The sequence below is a fragment of the Pantoea sp. JZ2 genome, assembly GCF_035191405.1.
GTDB classification, from domain to species: domain Bacteria; phylum Pseudomonadota; class Gammaproteobacteria; order Enterobacterales; family Enterobacteriaceae; genus Pantoea; species Pantoea stewartii.
Window position 1 is genome coordinate 4,307,044 of the sequence record NZ_CP045247.1, and the last position, 25,950, is coordinate 4,332,993.

Consider the following 25,950-nt stretch of genomic DNA (forward strand, 5'->3'; position numbering starts at 1 on the left):
GCATGCGAGGTTAAGGTTTACCCCAAGGACTCGGTATAGTTTTGAGTGGATGCAGCACCCTGCTGCGGTTTTTCCCGGCTCGCGCTGCGCCACTGAATCAGGGCAGGCGGCGTGCTGAGATCGAACAAATCACGCCCCAGCGCGCGATTCAGAATACGGGCGGAACGCCAGGCCATCAGGCTGAGTTGCGGTTCAGCGATGCCGTGCGTTTGCATACTGGCGTTGACCGCAAAGATGTTAGTGTCCCTGGGTCCGTTCCACTCCAGCGTGAAATCTTCGCGCACGCTGAACGTGCACTCGTCTTTCATGGTCAGGCGGTTCATCAGCGGTGACAGTAGCTCGGGCAACGCCGGCCGATAACCGGTGGCAAAAATCACCACATCGCACTCAATCAGGTCATAACCCTGATCGAGCTGATGCTGTAACTGCAACTGCCAGCATTGCTGATGGCGGGTCAGTTCCACCACCGAGCGGCTGGGAAGCAGATGCGCATTGCGCGGCTGCCCCAGCACCTCAAAGCGATGATACAGCTCGCGATAAATCGTCAGCAGCGACGCTGCCGTAATGCCATCCGAAGTCATCTTTTGCTCATCCAGCATGGTCTGGCGCGCCTTCTCACTCAGGCCGACAAAGCTGGATACGTACTCAGGGGTGAAATATTCATTGGCAAAGGCCGCTTCATCCAGCGCGTTAAAGTTATTGCGGCGCGACACCCAACTGACATTCGCCGGTTCACCCCACTCTCCCCGGAAGGCGTTCAGGAACAGATCGGCACCGCTCTGCCCTCCGCCAATCACGGCAACGCGTTTGCCGCGCAGATCCGGCTTGCGCAGGCTCATCTCACTGGCGTGGAAACAGGTCGCACTGATGCGGTTGACGCACGGCGGCAGATAGGGCTGTTTACCAATACCAAGACAAATATTGCGTGCGTAGCGCTCACCGTCATGGCTGTGAATCACGAAACGCTGTTTCGTGTCGTCAAACTCGATGCGCTCCACCGTGTGATTAAAGTGCAGGTTATCCATGCCCTCGGCGGCCCAGCGCAGATAGTCAGAAAACTCATCCCGCGATACGGTTCGCAGCTCTGCCGTCATAAAGCGGTAGAATTTCTTACGCTTCACAAGATAGTTCACAAAGCTGAACGGGCTGGTGGGCGCAACTGCCGAGACCAGATCTTTTAAGAACGAGGTCTGCATATGGCAGTCCGGCACCAGCATGCCGGGATGCCAGGCAAAATCCGGCCGACTGTCTAAAAACGCACTGGTAAAACCCTCGGCTTCGTGTGCCAGCGCCGCGATACTCAGGTTGAACGGGCCAATACCGATGCCAATAAAATCAACAGTGTTTGTCATGATTCAGTCCTTGGTGACCAGCCACAGCGGGTTTTGCAGATTTTCCAGGTAAGTGGGCAACATGCGGCTCCCGCCATCCTGATCGGGCCAGGTGAGCTTTACCGGGTTCAGCACGACGCGAATGATTTGTGGCTTGAAGAGGGAGAAAAGCGCAAAGCGCGCCGACAGCTGCGGGTGCGCCTGCATGTAATCGCTCAACACTGCGGCAAGCAGTTGGTAAAAGCGCCGCTCGGGTACGCCAAGGCGCGCCATCAACGGCGAAATAAAACGCAGAACCGTGACAAAATGTCCGGTTTGCAGGTCATGAATCAAATAGTCCGCGCTCAGGCGGGCCGTGACATCACGGACCGCCTGAGGCAGAGAGGCCATCTCGGGAAAATCGTCCTTCACCAGCCGCATGTCGCCCTGAAAATCCTTCAGCAGGACGCGCTGCGGAATACTGTCTTTCATCGCCAGGGTAATATTTTGTCCGTGCGCGATCAGCGCCACGCCGTAACGGCACAGCAGGTGATACAGCGGCACGACGACCACGCGAAACATCTGACTGAGCCAGGCCTCGGCGCTCAGGCCCGAGCGGGCAATGTAGGCACCGATAAGCGGCTGTCCCTGCTCATCGCACTCCATCAACGTCGCCATCAGAATCGGCGTTTCGTCCTGATGCAGCCAGCGCGCAGGATTTTCGCGCCAGATCACGCCCAGCATTTCCTGGTAGCGATAGGGGGCTTCGGCCAGCGCGGCGTAACCTTGATGAGCGACATAGCCTGCGGCCGGTTCGCCCAAAATCACCGCCCCGCTTTGCTGCAACGTTGCATCAGTGGCAAAGACATGTTGTAACCAGCGCGAGGCCAGCGGGCCCGCCGCGATGTATTTGCCAGGAATGCCGCGATAGCAGGAGGTGTTGTAGATAGTCAGCGGCAGTTTGATATCCAGTCCGCCCTGACGGCTGGCGTTGGTCAGCGTGCGCAGTGACTGCTGTGCCAGCCACCGATCGCCAAACTCGCCCAGCGAGACCATTTTGCCAGTGGCCAGATCCGCGACAAAATCGAGTGCGATTTTTTGCTGCCATTGCCAGGGATGAACCGGTAACGGCAGCCAGCTGTCGTCCAGTCCCTGTGCCTGCCAGGCCTCGGTGAACCGGGCATATTCGCCGTCATCCATCGCGGCATGCAGCAGTTGCTGGATGTCCAGCGCGCTGTCGCAGCGCCAGACCAGATGCTCACGCTGAACCGCCAGCCAGTGCAGGCGGAACGTGTTCAGGTATTCCGGGGCGTAGCGCGCCAGTGCCGCCAGTCCCCAGCCGCGTCGGCCTTTGTTGAAGACAAATTTGGGATGGCCGCTGAGCAGGCACTGCAGGCGGTCGGCATCCAGATCGATAAGCGCGTCCGCGCTCATTCCCTGACGCGCCTGCATAAGCTGAAGATCGCCGCGCAAGGTGGCGTAGAGATCCTGCATATGCTCCGCTACCGTGGCATCGCTCATCGACAGCACCGGCTGTAACTGGCAGAGCAGGGTCTGGGCCAGTACCGGCGTATCCGCACAACGCAGGCTTTGCGCATCGATCCATAGCCAGCCCCAGATGCCGCGCTCGGCGGTGAAGTGCCACTCAGCGCCCGGCAGGCTGATGCAGTAACGGTTATCGCCCTGCGCCTGGGCCTGAAAGACCTGCTCGTACTCCAGCTCGGCCAGCATTTTCGCCACCAGCTGACGGTTCACGATTTCCCATGCGTGCGGATTCATCACAGGCCCACCTCGCTGAAGAAGCGGGCACGCCGGGTCATCACCAGGCGAGAGCGCTTGTGAGGGAAGTCGAACTCTTTAACGGTGGCATAGCCCGCAGGTGCCAGATGACGGAACAGGCGCTGATTATCAGCGCGTGGCTCCAGCACCAGGCGCTGGGTGTGCGGGTTATCCAGGAACAGGTAGTGGCTGATACCGCGCAGCCAGCTCTGCACATAGTGCGGTCCGCGCCACTGCGATTCGCCCACCAGCAGATGCAGGCCGCGGTCATACGGCTGCCAGCTATAGTGGCGTCCGATACGATCTTCGGCGGCCCAGTAGATTTCAAAGTAGCTGAAAGGCGCATCATCAAAGCAGCCAATCAGCGGAAAGGCATAGCTGCTGGTGAGCTGGCGTTGCAGGTAGGCGGTCTGCACCGCCAGCGATCCGCTCTGCTCCCAAAAATAATCCACGCGCGGATCGTTCATCCAGCGGGTGAACATCTCGGCATCCCGCGCAGGCTCGGCCACGCGGAAACTCAGCGTCCTGCGCACACGCGGATCGTAACGGCGATAGACTTCGCCTTGAGGGCGCGGCGGACGCTGGGGGAAGTAAATCTCACGTTCGGCATCAAAGACCATCTCGCCGAACGCCTGCTGACGCGGCGTGGACAGCCACAGCGGCAGTTGCCAGAACGCCTCGCGGTGCACGATATCGCTTTTCAGCGCGGCAAACAGGGCCAGCGCCTGCGGCTCTTCCCGCCATTCGGCATAGGGCAACACAATGGCGGAAAGCGACGGGGCCGCGATAAACATCTGATCCAGCGCATCACGCAACCAGCCTTCGGCAAGCGGGCCGGTATAATGCAGGACCGCACTGTTGTCCTGTCCCCAGCCCAGATTCAGGGCCTTACCAGACTTCTCGCAGCGCAAACCGTGGCCGCTGTGAACAATCGTTGCCTGAGACATTTAGCGCTCCTGGGACAGAAGGGGATTGGTGAAGTTGAAGTAGATTACCGACGGATCGACGATGGTGTTTTCGTTGTGATCGTGCAGGTAACAGAAGAAGTTGCCTTTCACATTCCAGTGCGGACTTTCCAGCACGTAATCGAGACAGTCCGTGTGCGTGACCTCGCAGCGCAGCGCAGACAGCGCATCACGTACGCGCGCCATCAGGTGCATTTCGCTGTCCATGCCCGCCGCGCCCAGTGCCGCCGTGACCGCGAACGTGGAATTCACTAACAGGTAATAGGGGAAATAGCGCAGCAGCTGTTCGCGGCTAAAGACGTTTTCTGCCTGCGCTTCGCTAATCTCATCCAGCCAGCCTGCGGCGTGCGGCATAAAGGCGCTGCCCTGGCAATCGCGATAGATCAGGCCAACCGGCAGATCTTGTGCCATTTCCACCAGGATATTTTGCTGATGCGCTAACAGCACCAGTCCGTAATCGGCTTCGGCCGTAAACAGCGGTTTCAGCACCTGCTGGCAGTATGCGTCCACCCAGGCATGGGCGGCCTGTTGTTCGCTGATACGCAGGCGCTGACTCAGGCGCTTAACCGCCGCCGTCAGCAGTGCGTCGCCGCCGTCCGGCGCGGACTGCGTCAGGGAGACCAGCACGTTGGTCTGACTCTGCGGCTGGTCGACCATCAGGTTTTCACGCAGTGCGAACAGGCTCTCTTCCCTGATCGTGCCCTGCATATCACGCAGCCCGGCCCAGCCGTCTTCCTGCATCACACGAAACGTCGGGAAACGCGCCTGCATCGCCTGCCAGCGCGCGGTCTGCGCCAGCCGCGCCAGCCGCATGCCGCGTTTGACTTCTTTCACCGATAAAGTGCGGACGGAGTTAGTGAGTCGCACGCTCAGCGAGAACTTGATCATGTCACGACTGGTCGCGCAATAGAGCGAGCGTGATGACGTGGTGGGCAGCCAGGATGTTCCCGCCTCACCCAGATCCTGTAGCAATCCTTTCTCCATCAGTTGCTGACACCAGCTCTGCTGCAGCAAATAGTCCGCCTGCCAGGGATGCAGCGGGAATAACCACTGCTGGTCCGTCAGCGCATGCAGCAGCTGCGGTGCATTCTCGGCCGCAAAACGCGTCAGGCGCTGCTGTAAGTTCAGTTTCAGGCTGTCGCCCGCCAGGTAGTCTTTATCCACCGCGAACCAGCGCAGCGGAAAATGCGGGGCAAAATCGGGCAGGTAGCGTCTGGCCTGCTGCGGCGTGAAAGGTTCGTGCGATTTGGGGGCAGGATGGAAAGCGTGCCCGACCAGCAGCGCCTGTTCGGCCTCGGCAAAATTGAGTGCGTTTTCGCGCAGGCCGCACCAGTCATGACGGGACGCCGCCGCTTCGCGGGTGTGGGCATGACTTTGCATTACGCGCTGGTAAAACGCCTCGCAGCCTGCGACGGGCAGCGCGTGCTGGTGTTGTAACTTATCGACAATCAGCCTGGCGACGGTTTCAAACGCCACCGGTTGGCTGCCACGCTGCGTCACCAGCCGGGCCGGAAAGACAAAACGGTGGTGCTGCGTCGGAGAAAAGTAAGCCACCTTAAAGTGTAAGGTCTGCTGTTCATCCAACGGGATCGTCAGTTCGGCGGGGTCACCCTGGCTCAACTGCCAGTCCCTGGTTTCACGGATCAGGGCGTTCAGGAAGCATTGTGCCGCCACGTCCCAGGCCCCGTCATGCGTTGATTGTATCATTATCAAACAATTTCCAGTCGTTATGATAATGCGAATTCTGCCGATAACAGTTCTCATTATCAACGACAATTGTTAGAATTGGCAGAATAAATTTTACAAATACATACAACAAAGATACGGGTTAGCAACATCGTGACATCTCCTGAACTGGCCATGACGCAAAAAAAAGCGTTAGCAAACTGGCCTTTAGCCATCAGCGCCGGGTTGCTGGGTGTGGGACAAAATGGCCTGCTGGTCGCGATTCCGGTGCTGGTTGCTCAGACCAGCCTGAGCCTGTCGGTGTGGGCAGGACTGTTAACGCTCGGCTCCATGTTGTTTTTGCCCGCGTCGCCGTGGTGGGGAAAGCAGATTGCCCGTCAGGGAAGTAAACCAGTGGTCCTGTGGTCGCTGGCCGGTTACGGCACCAGCTTTTTGCTGCTCGGTCTGGGCTGTGCGCTGCTGTCTGTGCAGGCCGTCAGCGCACCGATTGGATTAGGCATATTAATTATTGCCCGGGTTTTTTATGGTTTGATGGTATCGGCCATGGTGCCCGCCTGTCAGGTATGGGCGCTGCACCGGGCGGGCGAAGAGAAGCGCATGACGGCGCTGGCGACCATCAGCTCCGGCCTGAGCTGTGGCCGACTTTTTGGCCCCCTCTGCGCAGCCGGAATGCTGGTGATTCATCCGCTGGCCCCGCTGGCGCTGTTGGTGGTGGCGCCGCTGCTGGCGCTGGCGCTGTTGCTGCCGTTACAACGTTCGGCCCCGCAGCCAGCGGTGACGCGTAAAAACGCCCGCCTGCGCCCTCATTGCCTGCCCTACCTGTTATGCGCCCTGCTGCTGGCGGCCACCGTCAGCCTGATGCAACTGGGGCTGTCTCCGGCGCTGGCCCGACAATTTGCCGGGCAGACGGCGGCGATAAGCCATCAGGTTGCCTGGCTGCTGAGCGTTGCCGCCATCGCGTCGCTGAGTGCGCAGTTTCTGGTGTTGCGTCCGCAGTTACTGACGCCGCTTTCACTGCTAATCAGCGCCGGGATCCTGATGGCGCTGGGCCTGGGCATGATGCTGACCACGCCGCTCTGGCTGTTTTATGTCGGCTGTGCCGTGATGTCGTTCGGTGCAGCGCTCGGCACACCCGCCTATCAGTTGCTGCTCAACGACACGCTGGCAGACGGCGCCGGAGCTGGCTGGATCGCCACCAGCCATACGCTGGGCTATGGCTTGTGTGCCCTTTTGGTGCCAGTGATCACGCACTCGCACGGCGAAGCCGCGCTGATTGCCGCCGCACTCACTGCCGCCATGCTCTTTATTGCCCTGTCGGGGCTGATCTGGCGTTCACGATCAGCCTTATCGGCTCATTAACCACAAGGAACGACGATGGCTGACGTCCCTGCTTACCGCCTTTTTGAGGTCAAACTGGCCCGCAAACATCACCTTTCACCTTCGATGCTGAGCCTGGTGTTTAACGGGCCCGACGTGGCACAAATGAAATCGGATGCGCCCGACCAGCGGATTAAGATTTTGCTGCCTGCCGAAGATGGCAGCCTGCCCGACCTGCCCAATAACGATGAGTGGTACCAGACGATTCTGTCGCTGCCCAAAGCGCAGCGGCCGCTGCTGCGCACCTATACGCTGCGCCATCTGGATGCCCAACGTGAGGAGCTCACCATTGAGTTTGTCAGCCACGGTACAGAAGGTCCGGCCTCGGCCTGGGCCATCAACGCGAAACCGGGCGACAGCCTGGTAATCGTTGCGCCGAATGCGGCGTTTGAGGCCGACAGCGGTGGCTATGAATGGACGCCGCCAGACGGCCTGCGCAATGCGCTGCTGATTGCCGATGAAACCGCCTTGCCTGCCGCGAAAGGCATTCTGGAATCGCTGGCCCGCCAGCCCCATCCGCCCCGGGTTCAGGCTTTTTTTGAGGTGCCGGATGCTGAGGATTGCGTCGATTTACAGGCGTACGCGTTTGCCGACATTGTGTGGTTGCCCCGCAAACCTGCGTTTGCTTCACATGGTGAATGCCTGATCGCGGCAATTCAGTCCCAGGTCAGCGTACCCGATGGCGGCCAGCAGCAGGCCGTGCAGGAAGAGGAAGACGGTGAGTTACTGTGGGATCGTGCGCAGGCGCGCAACAATGAATTTTACGGCTGGGTGGCCGCCGAATCGACCGTCGTGAAACTGCTGCGTCGCCATCTGATTGGCGAGCGCGGCGTTGATCGCGAAGCGATTAACTTTATGGCGTACTGGGCCAAAAAGCGGGCACACTAAGCGTCTTTTTAAGCGCATTTTATTCAGGGAAGCCAGCATGATTTCAGGACGTTGTTTATGCGGAACGGTGGTATTCAGGCTGACACAAAAGCCCAGTCATTTTTACCGCTGCCACTGTTCGCTGTGTCGTCGCCAGACCGGCACGGGCCATAATCTGGCGACGATCGTTAATGCAGACCACTTTCGCTGGTTGGCCGGTGAAACCTTTATCGCCAGCTGGCGTCGCCCGCAGGGATACCGTAATGACTTCTGCAGGAACTGTGGATCCACCGTGCCGAACGACTTACGTGACCGGCCGCTGATCTGGCTGCCGATTGGCCTGCTGGATGACGATCTTGATCTGCATTGCGCCGGCGACTATTGCCTGGACGATGCCCTGTCGTGGAGCGGTCATCCGGTTGAAAACCGCCATCAGCAGGCTCCTGACTCGCTGGATGCCCTGCTTCACGCCCTGCACGTCACACCGTAAATCCAGTCCGCCGCGTAACTGGCTCACGAAAGCTGTGCCGTGGCGGATCGTCTGCCCGGCCCGTGGCGCCCGTTACGGTACGTCCGTTTGCGGTGCCGTTTTCAGCAGGTCAAGTAAGGTCGCGATGGGCGGATCCAGCATGATAATGTCTTTTTTAATCAGCAGATGCAGCGTGGTGGCGCGGCGCACCCCATGCCGAAGCGGCAATATCTTCAGGATGCCCTGTGCCAGTTCGTGACGGATGCGCGCCTGCGGAATCCAGCCATAGCCCACCTGATGCATTACCGCTTCTACCGCCGCGTCAATGGTTGAGAAAGACCAGTAATCGCCACTGCTGCTTTCATTCTGCACTGTAAAATGTTCGCGATCCGCAATGCGAATCAGCGGATACCGCGCCAGTTGTTCCTCATCCAGGTCTACGCCGCATTGATGCAAGGGGTGATCGCGGTGCGCCACCGCGACAAAATCCACGTTCATCAACCATTCGCCCCGCCCGGCCATATCCTGACGCTGGGTTACCACCATCACATCGGCCTCAGCATAATCGGTATCGGTTTCGAGCACTTCGGTGAGATTAATTTGCGTGTGTGGGTGGCGTTGCTGAAAGGTTTTCAGGACAGCGAACAGGCGGCGGCGCGGAAAGATGCTGTCCACCACCAGATCCAGTTTGGTTCTGACGCCGCTGCGTATGGCGCCCGCATACGCCTCCAGCGAATGAAACGCCTTAAGAAGCGGCCGCACCTGCGCCAGCAGCAATTCACCGGCGGGCGTAAGTACCGCTTTGCGCCCCTCAATGTGCAGTAAGGTGATGCCAATACGCTGTTGCAGCATGGCAAGATTGTAACTGACGGAGGACTGGCTGCGGTTGGTCAGGTTGGCGGCTTTTGCAAAGCTGCCTTCTTTCATAACCTTATCCAGCAGGCTCCATTGTTCCAGCGTGGTTTTATGCATCATTAATCCATTTTTTGAATGGTTTTCATCATAAATTAGCGTTTTTAATTCATAAAGTGAATGACTAAGCTGGGTTCACCAACAGAGGAGAACGAAAGATGAGCAGCTTCGACAAACACAATCTTGACGGTTTCACAGGTAAACATCTGGTTTATACCTACGACAACGGCTGGAATTATGAGCTGTACATTAAAAACGAAGACACCATTGATTATCGTATCCACAGCGGGATGGTGGGCAATCGTTGGGTCAAAGACCAACACGTTTATATCGTCAGAGTCGCGGAAAATAGCTATAAAGTGTCCTGGACCGAACCTACCGGCACCAGCGTCAGCCTGATTGCCAACATGAGCGACAAGCTGTTCCACGGCACCATTTTCTTCCCACGCTGGGTCATCAATAATCCTGAACGTACCGTCTGTTTCCAGAACGACCATCTGGACGAAATGGCGAAATACCGCGATGCGGGCCCAACCTACCCAATCGAAGTGATCGATGAGTTTGCCACGATTACCTTTGTACGGGATGCCGGAAAAAATAACGAAGACGTGATTGCCTGCGCGGCAAGCGAGCTGCCGGCGAATTTCCCTGAAAACTTAAAATAATCACCAGGCAGGAAAGGGGCTAAGCCCCTTTTTGTTCACCAAGACGCACACAGCAATACGATTCCGCCAATGCAAAACGGCCCGGTTGATCTTTACTGGCGGTTATCCCTGACCGGTTCCTTTCCCTTATCAGGCCTCTTTTATCCTGTCCGGACATTCACCTCTGTCCGTACCCTCTCCCCGTACACCTGGCGCAAAACAGATCTGTGCACAGAACTTTTATGTGCCTCACACGAAGCCGATTGATAAAGACGGCAGATGCCGTCATCCTGCTTTAAAAGCCGGTAAGCACAGTTCGTCAGCTGTGTGAAAATAGCCTGTGACAGTCGTCAGCAGAAGATATTGCCCGGCCACCGCAGCGCGACCACGTTATTTGCGCTGAGGCGCATGGCGTTGCAGGTAAAGCGCAATCGCGGTCGTTCACCTGAGAGCGACGGTGAACGCTAGCTGGAACAGGGCGTGTTTAAAGCACGCATTGGCAGAGCACAAGGAGTCAACGGTAATGCATATCGATCTGGACCATTTTACGCCGATTCAGAGTCTGGCAGGTGGCCTGCTGATTGGCGCAGCGGCGGGTCTGTTAGTGCTATTTTGTGGCCGCATCGCCGGTATCAGCGGCATTCTGGGCGGCCTGCTGAAACGTCAGTCGGCTGACAAGCCGTGGCGGTTCGCGTTCATTGCGGGCCTGGTGTTGTCACCGCTGGTGTTTCAGTTATTCAGCGCGCTGCCCGCTATCGACATTGACGCCTCATGGGGACGCCTGGTGCTGGCCGGCTTACTGGTGGGCCTGGGCGCGCGCCTGGGCTCGGGCTGTACCAGCGGTCACGGCGTCTGTGGTTTATCGCGACTGTCGCCGCGCTCACTGGTGGCGACACTGGTCTTTATGTTAACCGCCATGCTGACCGTCGGCATGATGGGTCACGGGTAAACATCAGGAGGCACGATGGTCGTTTTATTTTCTCTGCTTAGTGGACTGTTGTTTGGCACGGGTTTGCTCGTCAGCGGCATGGCGAATCCGGCGAAGGTTTTGGGTTTTCTGGACATTACCCGCGCCTGGGATCCCTCTCTGGCGCTGGTGATGGGCGGCGCGGTTATCGCCGGGCTGGTAACGTTCTGGCTGGCTTCCCGACGCAAGCGGCCCGTCTTTGAGGAAACGTTTTATCTGCCTGGCAACCGCACACTGGATAAACGGCTCATCAGCGGCGCGGCCCTGTTTGGCATCGGCTGGGGACTGGCGGGCATCTGCCCCGGCCCGGCGCTGGTCCTGCTCGGCGGCGGCGTGCTCAAAGGCATTGTCTTTGTCCTGGCGATGCTGGCAGGTATGCTGCTTTTTGAGTGGCTCGACAGCCGCACGTTATCGCGTGGTCAGTAATCCCAACTGGCCATCATGAAAACGTTCAGATGGCCACATGGCGAAGCACGGCCTGATACCGTCCCCGTTTCGTGAGCCCTGTCCGTAATCTTGCCCTGATGGAGAAACGGAGTGGCGGCAGCACGGGATCGGTTACCTGAACCACGCTTGTGGCCTGCCGCTGAACCGGATCACCCCGCCAGCGAGGAGCGGTAGCGCAGCCTGGCGGGCAAAACGATCTGCCGCTCCGCCAGGTCCTGCCCCTGAATCATTTGCGTGATGACCGAAAAGCACTCCTGCGCCAGGCGCGGCACATCCTGCTCTACGGTATCGATATGCAGTGACAGCGAGTCATATAAATAGTGATCGTCGAAACTGGCGATATGGATATCACTCTCCAGCAAATGGTGCTGGCTCATGTAGCGCAAAACCCCTTCCAGTAAGCCACAGGCGGCGGTAAACACGGCTTTCGGCGGCCTGCCTAACCGCGCACAGAGAGCGGCAAACATCTCATAGCCGCTGCTGGGGTGGTAGTTGCCCTGGATAATCCATTCCGGTCGCGGCGTGACGCCCGCCCGCGCCAGGCCCTGCATAAAGCCAGCCAGCCGATCTTTCGTCGGTGACAGGCGCGGCTGCCCACCCAGAAAATAAACCTCATCAGGATGCGCGCGCGCCAGACGTTCTACCAGCTCGGCAGTTGGCGTTAGTGAATCCGTTATCACCAGCGGCAAACTGCTGTTATTTACGTGGCGGTCAAACAGCACGACCGGCAGTTGCTCGCTCAGCTTCAGGTAGTCGCTGTCGCTCTGCTGACTGGAGGCGACGATCAAACCATCCACCTGACGCGAGACCAGATTGTTGACCACCAGGGTTTCCTGACTGGCATTTTCATCGGTGCAGGAGATCAGCAGTTGCAGACCCGCTTCACGGCACAGGTTTTCCAGCGCGTGAGAAAACACGGCGAAACCATAGTTGGTGATTTCAGGCACCACCAGCCCCAACGTATGGCTGCGATTTTCACGCAGCAGACGCGCGTGGATGCTGGGCTGATAGTGATGTTGCTGAGCAAGGGCCATGACGCGTTCACGCGTTTCCTGCGCCACGCGCAGTTCTTTACCGCGTCCGTTAAGCACCAGGCTGGCCGTGGCTTTTGACACCCCGGCCAGCGCAGCGATATCACTGATGGTAACGCGCTTTGTTTTTTTCACGACGGTGCTTCGGTTAAGGAAACAAGGGCTTATTCTACCATGCAGGATCGTAACGACCAGTAGCAGGCCGTGACTTCTGCGCTACCGCGCAGGCGTAACTCCGCCGGATGCGTGGGAAAGTAACGGCTACTCATCACGCCTTCTCCGTCATTGATAAAAATCTCTACGCTGGAGTGGTCACACAAAATATGCAGTTTGTGCGCCCGCCCGTTCCAGTGGCGGTAAAGCCATTCGCCGGTTTCCAGACTGCGGCGCGCCAGGCACAATGCATCCGCATGCCAGGTCAGCAGCAGTGAACCGGCGAAATCCAGCGTGATCCCGCCGCCTGATTCCAGCATCAGCTCAAGCCGTTGTGCAGCGAGTAACGGAGCCTGACTGGCGTTGCCGTGATAGCGCTGCGTCTCGCCGCGCAACGCCTGCAGTTCCGCCACCGGTTGCTGGTACAGTTTACCGTCGCGCGCGCTCAGTTCCCGAATACAGGTCATTTGATGAATCCAGCCGAATTTCACGGTAGGCTGATGCATCTCCTCTCCGTCCGGGACGCCCATCCAGCCCACCAGCAGCCGACGGCCATCCTCGGTCAGCGTGGTCTGCGGCGCATAGAATTCAAACCCCGCATCCAGCTCAGTGAACCCCCCGTGCGTATAGCGGGCGTTTTCATAATCCAGCGTGCCGCTGAGACAGGCGCAGGGATGGCTGTTCAGAAAGCGTTTCTCTTCCCGTTCAATGCCCTGAGGACAGCAGATCAAAAACGTCGATTCTCCCAGGGTGAACATGTCCGGGCATTCCCACATATAACCGGCTTCGCCCAGTCCACCCAAACCGCTACCGGCAATTTCGCCGAGGTTTTCCCAGTGGCGCAGATCGCTTCCGCGCAGTAGCAGGACTTTGCCCTTGAGCTGCTTGTCCTGCGCGCCCAGCACCATGTACCAGTGTGCGCCATGACGCCAGACTTTCGGATCACGAACATGGCCGGTGTAGCCCGCCGGCAGGGGAAGCACCGGCCCCAGCTTATCGAATCCCCCGTCAGGGTTCTGCACCGCCAGGCACTGCCAGGCGGTACGGGAGCCGTCGGCAAACTTAACGTTGCCGGTATAACACAGGGTTAAGGTGCCATTATCGTCTACCGCGCTGCCTGAATAGCAGCCGCTCCGGTCGTACTCTTCGTCTGGCAGCAAGGCGACAGGTTCATGCGACCAGTGCAGCAAATCCGCAGAGCGCCAGTGGCCCCAGCATTTATGCTTATGCTCACAGCCCAGGGCGTTCCACTGGTAGAACAGGTGATAGTGCCCGTCGAAATGGATAAACCCATTGGGATCGTTAAGCAGCCCGGTGACCGGTGCCAGGTGCCAGCCCGGATAGTGGCTGTCCTCGCGTGCTTTAGGCTGGCCTTTCATTACCGCCTTCAGCATGGCGGGCAGCAGAGTGTTGTTAGCCATCATTCAGAGTCCGTTTTGTATTTCAGCAGGAAGGCGATCACAAAGGCGACGCTAAAGGCGATAACCATACCAATAATATAATTCAGCAGCGAACTGGCCTGAACGATCGCCATACCGGGTAAGCCCGTCAGGCCCACCGCCGTCATATACACTTTCATCGACACCACCCAGGCACCGCCGATGGCTCCCCCGATCAGGCCGGCGATGAAGGGCTTCATGAAGCGCAGGTTAATACCAAAGATGGCCGCTTCGGTAATGCCCAGCAAGGCAGAAAACGCAGAGGGTAAAGTAATCGCCTTGATTTTGGCATCCTGCGTTTTGAACCACACGGCCAGACATGCGCCGCCCTGTGCCACGTTAGCCATCGCCCATATCGGCAACAGGAAATTGACGCCGATAGACGGGTTACCCAGCAAGCCAGCTTCAATCGCGTGGAAACTGTGATGCACACCAGTAATCACGATAACGGAATACAGCCCGCCAAACAGCAATCCGGCCAGCCAGCCTGCATGGGCAATCAGGGTGCTGAGCACAAAGGAGATACCATCCCCCAATGCGCGCCCGGCCGGGCCAATGATGAGCAGTGCCACAAAGCCAGAGATGATCACTGTCAGGAAGGGCGTCAGGATCAGATCGAGAGCATCCGGGATGATGCGGCGCAGCTGTTTTTCCAGCAGACTCATAAACCACACGGCCAGCAGGACCGGAAAGACCGTGCCCTGGTAGCCAATCATCGCCACTTCGATACCAAAGAAGTTCATGGTATGGAAACCGGCCGCCACGCCCCAGGCATTAGTCAGCGCAGGATGCGTCAGAATACCGCCCAGCGTAGCGCCTAAGAACGGGTTGCCACCAAACTCACGGGCCGCCGTAAAGCCAATCAGAATCGGCAGAATGATAAACGCCGCCGAACTGCACATATCCAGCATGATATACAGGGCGTTTTCCGGGTTAACCCAGCCATAGGTTTTGACCATGCCCAGCAGGCCCATCAGCAGGCCGGAGGCAACGATCGCCGGAATAATTGGGACAAAAATATTCGACAGCAACCGGGCGATACGCTGGAAGGGATTGAGCTTACGGGCCGCAATGTCGGCCGCTTCCGATTTACTGGACTCGCTGATGCCCGCTTCCGCCACAAACGCCGCATAGACTTTGTTGACCACGCCAGTCCCAAAAATGACCTGCAGCTGGCCCGCGTTGCGGAAACAGCCCTTCACACCGTCGATTTTACCGATCGCGGCGGTATCCGCTTTGGCATCCTCGACCAGCACCAGCCGGAGCCGGGTTGCGCAATGGGCTGCGCTGGCAATATTTTCTTTGCCTCCCAGCAGCGGCAGTAATGCGCGGGAGATTTGTACAAAATCCATAAAAAACCTCTGTGTTGTCGTGTAATGTTGTCAACCCGGTTGAAACGGCCCTACAGGGCCGCCCGGTCAGAACCAGGTTTCCATTTGTACGCCGAAGTTCCATTCACCGCCGGCTTCAAAGCCGCTGCTGCCAAACGCATCGCCGCGCGCATAGTTGTCCAGTCGGTGATCCCAGTCCATCCAGGTGGCGAAAAGGCGAATTTCCGGACGTTTCAGGAATTCCCCTACGTTGCTGGCTTTCAACGTAGGCGCAACGGTCAGTTTGTAGAAGTTACCACTCACTGCGCTACGCTGATTGAAGCCTTCCGGACGCAGATCCATATATTGATAGGTGGCTTCGTACTGCATTTCGAAATTCTCCGTCAGCCCCTGAATCAGGCGCATGTTGGCGGTCGCCCACTGATAGCTGTCGCCTTTGACGTAACGATCTTTACTGCTCTGCGCCAGTACCGCCGGAGCGATATGCCAGCCGCCGCCCAGTGGGGTGATCCCGTAGCTGGCCAGACGCCAGGTATCCGCATCCGGCAGCAATGCGCCGTCGGACCCAATGGCTTTGACCTCTGCACCTAAGCCGTGACCATACAAGAGCGCGGTTTTCGCCGTTCCTTCACGCAGACCATAAAAGCTGTCGTTGTGCAGCCCCACCAGGGCATGCAGACCGGTATTCGCAGCATCGCCTTTCACTTTCAGGCCATTCACGTCCAGCCGATCGTCATTGTCTTTGGCGCGCATACCGCTGAGCATCAGCTGGAACGGGCCGTAATAGTTGTTGGCTGTCAGAATGTAGTTCTGTGCGGTGTTATCGTTGTTTTCGATATCACCAAAGGTGCGCCCGTAGAGCGACAGGTTGCTGTGAGCCTGATCGCTCCACTTCATGTCGTAAATACCGGCACCGGTCCCGGCGAGGAACACGACGTCGGAGTCGATCCAGTGAATATCGAAATTGTCGCGGTCAAAGCGTTTCCCCGCCCAGACGGTGGTGTCTTTGAACGCGCCCGTAAAGGTGGGCAGTTGACCGAGTTCCACAAACGCCTGCCGCAGGTTGAGATCGCTACTGGCGGCCGTCCAGTCGTTATAGGTCCGCTGACCGTCGGCCAGCATGGCTTTAAAGCGGGTGGTCGCCCCGTTTTCCAGCGTTTGCTTATGTTCCAGATTCAGTTCGACATAGGTATCCGGTTCGTTGCCTAAGCGCCCGACATGCCCACCGGTTTCCCCTGCCGGCGTCACGGTCGGGCCGCCCTGCGTTTTGGCCGCCGAGCTGTTCATTAATAAGCCAGAACGCGCATAGCCGTGAAATTCAAAGCCCCCGTCATCACTCGCCTTCTGTTCCAGCTTCGCCGTACGCTGTTCCACCTGGGTGGCAGTGGCCTGGGTTTGCTGTTGTGCGCTGGCAAGCTGCTGGGCCTGTTTTTCCGCTGAAGCGGCCTGTTTTTCTGCGGTGTTTGCGCGACGTTCGGCGGCGTCAGCACGCTGCTCAGCCGCCTGCAGGCGCTTTTCCAGTGCGGCCAGCCGGGCTTCGATACTGCTCATACTCGGTTCCGCAGCCAGAGCCGGGCCTGCGCAGAGCAACAATCCAACGGTTGCAGCAAGTCTCTTTTTTCTCATCGTTTTGCCATTCCAGAAAGGTCCAGGTCGTGGTGTTGTCATTTTGCTAAACCGGTTTAGGTTTTGGATAATATTGATCGCCGTATTTCCAGGCAAAGCAATTTGCTAAACCGTTTTTATGATTGTGAGTCAGTTCGCAAAACGACACGATATGGTGGGAAAGGAAGCGGCAAAAAGCGGGGGCGCGGACAAAGCAATGGGCAGTCTCCTGCCCAGTGTTAAGGGGATAATTGTGCGTCAGACAGGCTGCCGACGTAACGCTGTCAGCGGCCCTGGCCCGCTGAGCGTGAAGACGGAAAGCAGCGTGAAGGCCAGTGCAATACAGCCCAGCACCAGATACGCGCCCTGGAAGCCAATGCTTTCATACATATTGCCCGCCAGTACCGACATAAAAATCATTGCTAACTGCTTAAAGAAGCAGAAGCACACCAGATAAATCGTGGCGGAGAAGCGCACCTCAAACTGGCTGGTGATGTATTTAAAACAGCCGACGATCAGGAAAGGGATCTCAAACATATGTAATGTTTTCAGGATCACCACCTCCACCGCCGTGGTGGCAAAAGAGGAGCCCATAATGCGCACAGACATGATCATGCCCGCCAGCAACAAGGCATTTTTGCCGCCGATACGGTTAACGATGAGCGGCGCAAAAAACATGATGCAGGCGTTCAGCAATTCGCCCAGCGTGGTGACGTAACCAAAGACGCGCGTGCCCTGCTCACCCGACGTAAAAAACGAGGTAAAGAAGTTGGCAAACTGCTGATCAAATACATCGTACGTACAGGAAACGCCCACAACATATAGCGACAAAAACCACAGTTTGGGTTGCTTAAACAGCTCCAGTGCCAGCTTCAAACTGAACGCGGACTGGTTCGCCCCCACGGCCTGCGCCACCGTGGCAGATGAGGAATTGCTGGTGCGTGAAAAGAACAGCAGCAGCGCCAGGATCACGGCACAGCCAGAGCCTAACCAGAAAACAAACTGGTTATTAATGGTGAACATGATGCCGACGATAGAGGCGCACAGTGCCCAGCCAACGCAGCCAAACATACGGGCCCGGCCAAATTCAAAATGGCTGCGGCGACTGACTTTCTCAATATAAGCTTCAATTGCAGGTGCCCCCGCATTGTAGATAAAGCCCAGATAAATACCGCCCACAACCGAACCCGCCAGAATATTCACCTGCAGGAGCGGGCCAAATACATAAATAAAGAAAGGGGCGAACATCACCAGCATGCCGGTGATCACCCATAACAGGTGTTTGCGCAGCCCGAGTTTGTCGGAAAGCAGCCCAAACAGCGGCTGGAACAGTAAAGAAAACAACGAAATACTGGCGAAGATAATGCCGGTGTCCCCTTTGCTGATGTGATTAATATCATGCAGCCAGATGGGGAAGAACGGGAAATAGGCACCCATGATGAAAAAGTAAAAGAAGAAGAAAAGGCCAAACAACCAAAAGTTAGTATTTTTTAAATAGTACATAGCGGACTTCCTTATGCGAGAGTCAGGCAGGCCGGAGCCTGCCCGCTAAGTTACTTTTGTTGCCCCCAGGTAAACTGGTAGCCATAACGTCCGGCACTAAGCAGGAATTCAGGGGAAACCGACGGACTCCAGGAGTCATCGCCGCCGACGCCCATATGGAAGCCATCAATGTTGAGCCAGGTGCCTGCTTCAGGCTGCAAAAGGTGACGGTGGCTGGTATCCATCAGCTGTTTCTGGCTGTAGCGGCTGATGTTGAACTGAAAATCACCGCGCCACTGATGGACACCGTACCGCAGTTCACGCGTGCCACAGCGCAGGCCGTTCTCGGTGGGGAAGACATACGGCGTGTACATGTCGTCCAGCGATAAATCCCAGCGATCAAAACAGGCCGCGGTCAGGCGATCCGGGTAATTTTCATGGGGACCCAGACCTAACCAGTTCACCCGATCAGCCACCTCCGCTAACTGGCAACACATCCCGATGCGGGCCGGATACGGCGTATCGCGGGCGACCTCAACATTGACCGTCACCTGCATCTCACCAAAGCCATCGATACGGTATGTTTTGCGGCTGATAAACAGGGTCTTGCCCTGGAACTGCCAGGCATGCGCGGTGGTAATCAGTACGGCATCGGTGAGCGTTTCCGCGCTGCACTGCAGGGTGATAACGTCCGTCTGGTAATGCCCCGCCGCTTTCCAGCGCTCAACCCAGGCGTTGGGATCGATACGGGTGGCCTCGCTGACACCGATATCGTTATCCAGTGGCGCGCGGGTGAACTGGTCCGTCAGCGGCGACAGTAATTGTGCTTTTTCATCAATCCAGTACTGCGTCAGGACGCCCTGCTCCCGACTGAACGCCCAGCGCTGATTATTCACCATCACGCTAAAGCGGTCTTCGCTGCGCTCAAGCGCGGGGGCGCTGGCGGCCACAGGCGCAGGCGCGATATCAAGAATCGTCTCCAGCGGCCACTGCTGCCAGGCACTGATGTGTCCGGCTTCGGACCAGGCGGTAGGTTGCGGCTGCTCTACGCGCACCGTTAACCACAGTTGCCCTGCGGATTCTGGCAGTGGCATGGCGGGCAGTGTGATGCGCTGACGGCCCTGCGGTGCGATGTCGAGCGTGACCTCACCTGTCGCCAGCAGATTACCGTCCTGGGCCACGGACCAGTGCAGAATTTCATTGTCACTATGGCGGAACAGGTATTCGCTGGTGACCTCCAGCGTGCGCTCACTGCCGGGCAGCAGGCTGAACTGGAAGAACTGCTGTGCGTGGCGCGCTTCATACAGCGACGGATGCGGCGTCCGGTCGGCAAAAACCAGCCCGTTCATGCAGAACTGACGGTCGTTGGGCGTATCGCCAAAGTCACCGCCATAAGCGGACCAGGCTTCGCCGTTCTCATCGTACCGAATTAAAGACTGATCGACCCAGTCCCAGACAAAACCGCCCTGCAGGCGGGGATACTGACGGAAGGCCTGCCAGTACTTCGCATAGCCGCCCAGGCTGTTGCCCATCGCATGGGCGTATTCACACAGAATCAGCGGCCGCTGCTCGCCCGGCATCGACAGCCATTTCTTAATCGACCATTTTGGCACCGCCGGGAACGGCTGGTCCTGATCGACGCGCGCATACATCGGGCAAATAATGTCAGTGGCCGCCGTGTTGGCGCCGCCGCCCTCATACTGCACCGGACGGGACGGATCTTCGCTTTTCAGCCAGCGATAGAGCGCATCATGGTTGGCCCCATGGCCTGATTCATTGCCCAGAGACCATATAATAATGCAGGGGTGATTGCGGTCACGCTGCACCATGCGCGTAACGCGCTGGCTCATCGCGGGCAGCCAGGCCGGATCGTCACTCAGGCGATTCATCGGCACCATGCCGTGGGTTTCGATATTGGCTTCATCCACCACATACAGCCCGTAATAATCACACAGGCTGTACCACAGAGGATGATTGGGATAATGGGAGCAGCGCACGGCATTAAAGTTATTCTGCTTCATCAGCAGAATGTCCTGCACCATCGTATCGCGATCCATCACCTGGCCGTGGACAGGATGGTGCTCATGACGGTTGGTGCCGCGGATAAGCAGTGGCTGGCCATTGAGTAACAACAGGCCGTTCTCAATACTGACGTGGCGGAATCCCACATCGCAGGCTTCCGCTTCAATCAGCGTGCCGTCCGCCCGGTGCAACTGCACCACCGCCCGATAGAGATGCGGCGTTTCCGCGCTCCAGAGCGCAGGATTGTTCACGCGGAGGGACAGCGTTGTCCGATCGTTCCAGGCGCCGCGCTCGTCAACGATCGCACTGCCCAGTGGCGATGTCGCTTCCCCCACCAATTCAGTGCCTGCAAAGAGCTGTATGCTCACCTGTAAGTCGTCATCCAGCTTGCCGGCGACGCGCACCTCGGCGTCCAGCCGGGCACGGCTGAAATCGTCATTGAAATGTGTGCGGATACGCAGATCGCGGATATGGGTGGCCGGTTTGTGCAGCAGGGTGACATCGCGGAAAATGCCGCTCATGCGCCACATGTCCTGATCTTCCAGGTAGCTGCCATCGCTCCAGCGTAACACCATGACGGCAAGGCGGTTTTCACCCCTGACCAGGTACTCCGTCAGATCATACTCCGAGGGCAGACGACTGTCCTGACCATAGCCAACCCAGCGGCCGTTGCACCACACATTAAACGCTGAATTCACACCGTCGAATACCACTCGGGTTTGTCCTGACACCAGCCACCCGGCATCCACATTAAATGTGAGCGAATAACATCCTGTGGGGTTTTCAGCGGGAACGAAGGGGGGATTTACCGGGATGGGATAGGTGACATTGGTATAGATGGGAACATCATAACCCTGCATCTGCCATACCGACGGCACGGCTATCGGCGCGGCTTCGGCCAGATCCTGCGTCCGCCAGCTCTCCGGTACGGCCTCGGGCGCGGTGAAATAAGCAAATTGCCACTCGCCATTCAGACACTGGACGTGCGCTGACTGGTGCTTCTCACGCGCAGCTTCTGCACTGCGCCAGCTGCAAAAAGGGGGATGGGCTTCAAGCCGGTTACGTTCGCTGATGCCAGGGTTTTCCCAGTCGCGCCGGGCCAGTACGGCAGCCAGTGAATCTCTCTCCAGGGCCATGTTACTCTCCTGCGTAAAATTGTTATCCGCTCACATAAAAATGACATTACGAGCCAGGTCAGCGCTTGTAAAGCAGGGAAAGGCGAATGAGTGAACTGCCTCACAGCAAAGCGCATTCGGGCATAACGTAGCGTCGGGGGCCTGGCGAAGCAGGACAAAGCGGGCGCGGTCAGGCAACGTCGAAGCCGTCACAGGTCAGTGAAATCAGCCGGGAAACTGATAAGGCCAGCGCAACGCGGTGAAATGATACGGCAGGAGAAGGGGGCAGGTTCGGGTGCGTAATCCGTCGTGGTCGCCAGGGTGACGGAACGCGCGCATCTGGGCGTTCCGCCAACGGTCACCTGCCCCGTATGGGTTCTGCTGCCCGCCGGGCGGGCCTGAGCGCGGCGACAGTGGGCATTAGCCCGCAATCTGATGACGATAGGGCAGCGCCGTCATCGCGCCTTTGGCGGTCGTCGCCAGCGCGCCACATTGCTGAGCGCTGGTTAGGCATGCCGCCAGCTCCGTTTCATTGGTGGGCAGGCCTTTTTCTGCCAGTCCCCACAATAACCCCGCGACAAAAGCGTCACCGGCACCGGTGGTGTCCACGCTCACCACGGGTAACGTGGGATAGTGATAATGCTGGCCCTGGTGCCAGACTTTTACGCCGGCTTTGCCCTGGGTAACCATCAGCAGACTGATCGCATAGCGTTCTGCCAGCATCTGCAGGCTGTCACCGCCCTGCGCCTCTTCGGTCAGAAAGGCCAGCTCTTCCTCCGACAGCTTGACCACATCTGCCTGTTGCAGCGCGCGGTTCACACAGTCACGTAACTGCGCGTCATCGCGCCACAGGTCGTGACGAATGTTGGGATCAAAGCTGACATATCCCCCGGCTTCGCTTATCCGCTGCATCGCCGTAAAGGTCGTGGAACGGGACGGTTCGGCGGCCAGCGCAATGGAACAGCAGTGAAGCCACTCGCCCGGCTGAAACGGCGGCAGATCGCCTTGTTCAAGAAACAGGTCTGCGCTGGGCCGGACCATGAAGGTAAAAGAGCGTTCGCCCTCATGGTCGAGCGCGACCACGACCGTTGACGTGCGATGCGCGCTGTCCAGCGTCATATACGCCGTCTCAACCTGCTCACTGGCCAGCGTTTGCTGCATAAAATGGCCAAAGGGATCGTCCCCGACCCGGCCGATAAATCCGCTCTTGCCCTGCAAGCGGGCAATGCCGACGGCCACATTGGCGGGCGCGCCGCCTGCACACTGAATTAAATGCCCCGGTCCGTCCGGAAGCAGGTCCACCACGGCGTCACCCAGACACCAGACTCGCGCTGTCATCGTTATCTCCTGCTCAGCTATAGCTAAATTTTACTAAACCGTTTTAGCATAGCAATGCTCAGCCGTCATCAATGTGATTTAGGCAGAGAAAACAGACACAGGGCTGACGGTCAATTGCCTTAAGCATTGTAGTAAAGCGATACAAAGTCACCGCCACCAGGGTTAAACCGGCGTGCTGGCAACTGCTACACTCGTGACACTCCAAACACAAAAAGGCGAACCTCATCATGTCTGAACAACACTATCAGCCCGCTAAAGTCTGGAAGTGGGACCCGGAAGCCAAAGGTAACGGCGCCAAAACAAATCGCCCAACCGCAGGCCCAACGCATGAAAAAGCCCTGCCGGTCGGTAAACATCCTTTGCAGCTTTACTCCCTTGGTACGCCAAACGGCCAGAAAGTCACCATTCTGCTGGAGGAGCTGCTGGCGCTGAACGTAAATGATGCGGAGTACGATGCCTGGCTGATTAACATTGGCGAAGGCGACCAGTTCACCAGCGGCTTTGTTGATATCAACCCGAATTCCAAAATCCCGGCCCTGAGTGACCACTCTGCCACGCCGCCGATTCGGGTGTTTGAATCCGGTAATATCCTGCTCTATCTGGCAGAGAAATACGGTTATTTTCTGCCAAAAGACATTGCGAAGCGCACCGAGACGCTGAACTGGCTGTTCTGGCTGCAAGGCTCTGCGCCTTATCTGGGCGGCGGTTTTGGTCACTTCTATCACTACGCGCCAGAGAAAATTGAGTACGCCATTAACCGCTTCTCACTGGAAGCCAAACGTCAGTTTGACGTTCTGGATCGTCAGTTGGCCAATAACCGCTATCTGGCCGGTGATGACTACACCATAGCTGATATCGCCACCTGGCCGTGGTACGGCAGCATGGTGCTGTACAACCAGTACAACGCGGCCGAATTCCTGGATCTTCAGTCCTATAAAAATGTGGTGCGCTGGGCCAAAGAGATCGCCCAACGTCCGGCTGTGATGCGTGGTCGCAAAGTTAACCGCGTGATGGGCGATCCCGCCGACCAGCTGCGTGAACGCCATGATGCATCGGACTTTGATACCCAAACCCAAGACAAGCAGGCCTGAGGAGAAAGACAGTGAGTGCATATGTCGTATTTATTCGTGATAACACCCTGAATCAGGATGAAATGGCTGCCTACGCGGAAAAAGCGGGCAAAGCACGGGGTGACCATCCCATCAAACCGCTGGCGTTCTATGGCGAACTGGAAACGCTGGAAGGGCCTGAAGCCGAAGGCGTTGTGATTATTGAGTTCCCGACGACTGAGGCGGCGCATGCCTGGTATGACAGTCCGGAATATCAGGCGGCGAAACAGCATCGCCTGAAAGGCGCCAACTACCGTGTACTGTTAGTGAAAGGCGTGGACAGCTAACGGCCAGGGGCCGCTGTCGTCCTGCGGATCACGACGTCATCCTGACGGACCCGCAGGCCGGCGGCTGCCCACTTAGCCAGCCAACGTAACCCCTGCCCTTGTGAACCTCATCCCGGGATGGTTCCCCTGTCTTTAATCAGCTAAAACGAAACAGCGAAATCGCCTGCTGCAACGCGCCTGCCTGCTGCCGTTGCTGCTGCGCAACCTGAAGCGTTTCGGTCACATGTTTGACGTTATGCTGCACGCTGTGATCGATACTGCTAATACTTTGCTGAATCTGCGCAATGCTCTGATTCTGCTGGACACTCATCTCAGAGAGTTCACTTACCAGCTGTGACAGGCTGTCGATACTTACGTGAATGGCCTGCATGGTTTGCGCGGCCTGGTCAACCTGAACGGTGCCCTGACCGGCGCTGGAGCTGGAGGCATCCATCAGTTGCCGGATTTCCCGTGCCGCATTCTCACAGCGTAACGCCAGGGTACGCACCTCACTGGCAACGACTGCGAATCCGCGTCCTTCCTGACCGGCTCGTGCGGCTTCCACCGAGGCGTTCAGCGACAGGATGTTGGTCTGGAAGGCAATGCCGTCAATCAGTTCAAGAATGGTTTTTACCCGCCCCGACTCGACATTAATCTGGGCCATTGAGTGCATGGCCTGCTGAATATTCTCCTGGCCTTTACTGGCGACCTGGCGGGTTTCCCGGGCCAGATCGCAGGCCGTTTGCGCTTTGTCCCGCGCAAGACTTGCCGCCACGCTGATTTGTGACATTGCACTGGTCGCAACATCCAGCGCCTGCGCCTGCTCGTCAGTGCGCTGTGACAGCGCGGCATTACGAGACAGCATACTGTCTGATTCCTGCAGCAGTTCCGCAACGCCGTGGCTGACCTGATTTAACGTACCGCGCATCGTCCCCAGCGTCTGACTAAAGGTGCGGGCAAAGGGCGTTTCGCTCTGATGACTGTCCGCAAACAGCGTCAGGCAACCAGGCTCGCGGTTAATGCGGGCAGCCAGTTGCGCCACTTCGCTGGAGGCGCGCAAATCCACAGCCATCTGCCGGGCAATAAGCACCAGCATCGCGGTTTGCGCCACCACAAACAGTGAATGAAACAGCACCATCTCCAGACCTGGATGGTGAAAGACCACGATGCCAAACCGATCGTGCTCCTGCAGATAGTTGAATACCAGGTGATGCACCGCGCCCGTCGCGGCTGCCATCAGAAGCGGTCGGCTGTCGCGGTAAACCAGCAAGACCGACAGTAAAACAAACACCGAAAAGTGAAACTCGGTTTCGCCCCGGCCCAACTGAATCAGCAGCCCCGCAAACCCAATCAGCGTGAAGGCCAGCCAGAGTCGGGAAAACAGCGTTCCGTTTGCCAGCCATCCCACCAGCGTGGCGACCAGCGCCAGCGCGGTACCCACGGTTATGGCCAGCCACGTTGACTGATACAGACTGCCGACGATAGCGGAAATCACTACCAGGGCCCAGCACAGCATAACAATCAGCCTGTCGGCCTGCTTCGCAATACGCTGAGGGGAAACCCCCTCCCCGACGCGGGTTAAATCTGTATTCATAGGTACGCATCCACCAGAGGTTGCACCGCGCCTCAGACCTGA

21 protein-coding genes are annotated in these 25,950 nt (G+C 57.8%); 8 read left to right on the top strand and 13 right to left on the bottom strand.

The features are described 5' to 3' along the window. Positions 1 to 17: 17 nt before the first annotated feature. The 4 genes from iucD to iucA are packed head-to-tail and all read right to left on the bottom strand — an operon-like array spanning position 18 to position 5,761. Positions 18 to 1,352 carry an NADPH-dependent L-lysine N(6)-monooxygenase gene (iucD, locus tag GC087_RS20785; protein WP_058707846.1) on the bottom strand — a complete coding sequence of 445 codons (1,335 nt, stop codon included), beginning with the start codon at positions 1,350 to 1,352 and terminating at the stop codon, positions 18 to 20. A gap of 3 nt (positions 1,353 to 1,355) precedes the next feature. After that, positions 1,356 to 3,089: an aerobactin synthase IucC gene (gene iucC, locus GC087_RS20790; RefSeq protein WP_324029222.1), complete on the bottom strand. Its 1,734-nt coding sequence runs from the start codon at positions 3,087 to 3,089 to the stop codon at positions 1,356 to 1,358. Then, complete coding sequence (gene iucB / locus GC087_RS20795; protein WP_324029223.1) at positions 3,089 to 4,036, bottom strand: N(6)-hydroxylysine O-acetyltransferase; 948 nt, start codon at positions 4,034 to 4,036, stop codon at positions 3,089 to 3,091. The genes iucC and iucB overlap by 1 nt, the downstream gene beginning before the upstream one ends. Further along, positions 4,037 to 5,761, bottom strand: coding sequence for an aerobactin synthase IucA (iucA, locus tag GC087_RS20800; RefSeq protein ID WP_058702355.1), 1,725 nt, complete (start codon positions 5,759 to 5,761; stop codon positions 4,037 to 4,039). Between the two features lie 132 nt (positions 5,762 to 5,893). Between iucA and GC087_RS20805 the strand changes: the two genes are divergently transcribed. The 3 genes from GC087_RS20805 to GC087_RS20815 are packed head-to-tail and all read left to right on the top strand — an operon-like array spanning position 5,894 to position 8,474. Continuing rightward, complete coding sequence (locus GC087_RS20805) at positions 5,894 to 7,099, top strand: MFS transporter (RefSeq protein WP_058707843.1); 1,206 nt, start codon at positions 5,894 to 5,896, stop codon at positions 7,097 to 7,099. A 15-nt stretch (positions 7,100 to 7,114) separates the two neighbouring features. Continuing rightward, positions 7,115 to 8,005, top strand: coding sequence for a siderophore-interacting protein (locus tag GC087_RS20810; RefSeq protein ID WP_058702353.1), 891 nt, complete (start codon positions 7,115 to 7,117; stop codon positions 8,003 to 8,005). A 37-nt stretch (positions 8,006 to 8,042) separates the two neighbouring features. Beyond that, positions 8,043 to 8,474: a GFA family protein gene (locus GC087_RS20815; RefSeq protein ID WP_039339024.1), complete on the top strand. Its 432-nt coding sequence runs from the start codon at positions 8,043 to 8,045 to the stop codon at positions 8,472 to 8,474. 72 nt (positions 8,475 to 8,546) lie between these two features. Here GC087_RS20815 and GC087_RS20820 read toward each other — a convergent pair whose 3' ends face one another. Next, on the bottom strand, positions 8,547 to 9,425 hold the full coding sequence (locus tag GC087_RS20820) for a LysR family transcriptional regulator (protein WP_058707842.1): 879 nt from the start codon (positions 9,423 to 9,425) through the stop codon (positions 8,547 to 8,549). A gap of 98 nt (positions 9,426 to 9,523) precedes the next feature. Between GC087_RS20820 and GC087_RS20825 the strand changes: the two genes are divergently transcribed. The 3 genes from GC087_RS20825 to GC087_RS20835 all read left to right on the top strand — a co-directional run bounded on the left by GC087_RS20825 (position 9,524) and on the right by GC087_RS20835 (position 11,402). After that, positions 9,524 to 10,030, top strand: coding sequence for a phenolic acid decarboxylase (locus GC087_RS20825; RefSeq protein ID WP_033739073.1), 507 nt, complete (start codon positions 9,524 to 9,526; stop codon positions 10,028 to 10,030). A gap of 502 nt (positions 10,031 to 10,532) precedes the next feature. Beyond that, positions 10,533 to 10,958, top strand: a complete 426-nt coding sequence (locus GC087_RS20830; protein ID WP_033739072.1) for a YeeE/YedE family protein — start codon at positions 10,533 to 10,535, stop codon at positions 10,956 to 10,958. 15 nt (positions 10,959 to 10,973) lie between these two features. Continuing rightward, positions 10,974 to 11,402, top strand: a complete 429-nt coding sequence (locus GC087_RS20835; RefSeq protein ID WP_039339027.1) for a DUF6691 family protein — start codon at positions 10,974 to 10,976, stop codon at positions 11,400 to 11,402. Positions 11,403 to 11,572: 170 nt separating this feature from the next. Here GC087_RS20835 and GC087_RS20840 read toward each other — a convergent pair whose 3' ends face one another. The 7 genes from GC087_RS20840 to GC087_RS20870 form a co-directional block, all read right to left on the bottom strand. Next, complete coding sequence (locus GC087_RS20840) at positions 11,573 to 12,589, bottom strand: substrate-binding domain-containing protein (protein ID WP_033739070.1); 1,017 nt, start codon at positions 12,587 to 12,589, stop codon at positions 11,573 to 11,575. A gap of 29 nt (positions 12,590 to 12,618) precedes the next feature. After that, positions 12,619 to 14,028, bottom strand: a complete 1,410-nt coding sequence (locus tag GC087_RS20845) for a sucrose-6-phosphate hydrolase (protein ID WP_033739254.1) — start codon at positions 14,026 to 14,028, stop codon at positions 12,619 to 12,621. Then, the gene (locus GC087_RS20850; RefSeq protein WP_033739068.1) at positions 14,028 to 15,398 is read right to left on the bottom strand and encodes a sucrose-specific PTS transporter subunit IIBC; all 1,371 of its coding nucleotides are present in this window, start codon (positions 15,396 to 15,398) and stop codon (positions 14,028 to 14,030) included. The genes GC087_RS20845 and GC087_RS20850 overlap by 1 nt, the downstream gene beginning before the upstream one ends. A 66-nt stretch (positions 15,399 to 15,464) precedes the next feature. Next, a complete protein-coding gene (locus GC087_RS20855) occupies positions 15,465 to 17,003 on the bottom strand; it encodes a carbohydrate porin (protein ID WP_058702351.1) in 1,539 nt (512 codons plus the stop codon). A gap of 237 nt (positions 17,004 to 17,240) precedes the next feature. After that, positions 17,241 to 18,485, bottom strand: a complete 1,245-nt coding sequence (locus GC087_RS20860; RefSeq protein ID WP_054688393.1) for an MFS transporter — start codon at positions 18,483 to 18,485, stop codon at positions 17,241 to 17,243. A 50-nt stretch (positions 18,486 to 18,535) separates the two neighbouring features. Beyond that, positions 18,536 to 21,622: a beta-galactosidase gene (locus tag GC087_RS20865; RefSeq protein ID WP_324029225.1), complete on the bottom strand. Its 3,087-nt coding sequence runs from the start codon at positions 21,620 to 21,622 to the stop codon at positions 18,536 to 18,538. Between the two features lie 399 nt (positions 21,623 to 22,021). Further along, entirely contained in the window at positions 22,022 to 22,939 is a 918-nt protein-coding gene (locus GC087_RS20870; protein WP_058702349.1) for a fructokinase, read from the bottom strand. A 227-nt stretch (positions 22,940 to 23,166) separates the two neighbouring features. Here GC087_RS20870 and yghU point away from each other — a divergent pair, with 227 nt between their 5' ends. Next, positions 23,167 to 24,030, top strand: coding sequence for a glutathione-dependent disulfide-bond oxidoreductase (gene yghU / locus GC087_RS20875; protein WP_006121666.1), 864 nt, complete (start codon positions 23,167 to 23,169; stop codon positions 24,028 to 24,030). 11 nt (positions 24,031 to 24,041) lie between these two features. After that, positions 24,042 to 24,335 carry a DUF1330 domain-containing protein gene (locus GC087_RS20880; RefSeq protein ID WP_006121667.1) on the top strand — a complete coding sequence of 98 codons (294 nt, stop codon included), beginning with the start codon at positions 24,042 to 24,044 and terminating at the stop codon, positions 24,333 to 24,335. Between the two features lie 136 nt (positions 24,336 to 24,471). On the opposite strand, the gene GC087_RS20885 is transcribed toward GC087_RS20880, so the two are convergent. After that, complete coding sequence (locus tag GC087_RS20885) at positions 24,472 to 25,908, bottom strand: methyl-accepting chemotaxis protein (protein WP_324029227.1); 1,437 nt, start codon at positions 25,906 to 25,908, stop codon at positions 24,472 to 24,474. Positions 25,909 to 25,950 lie beyond the last annotated feature (42 nt).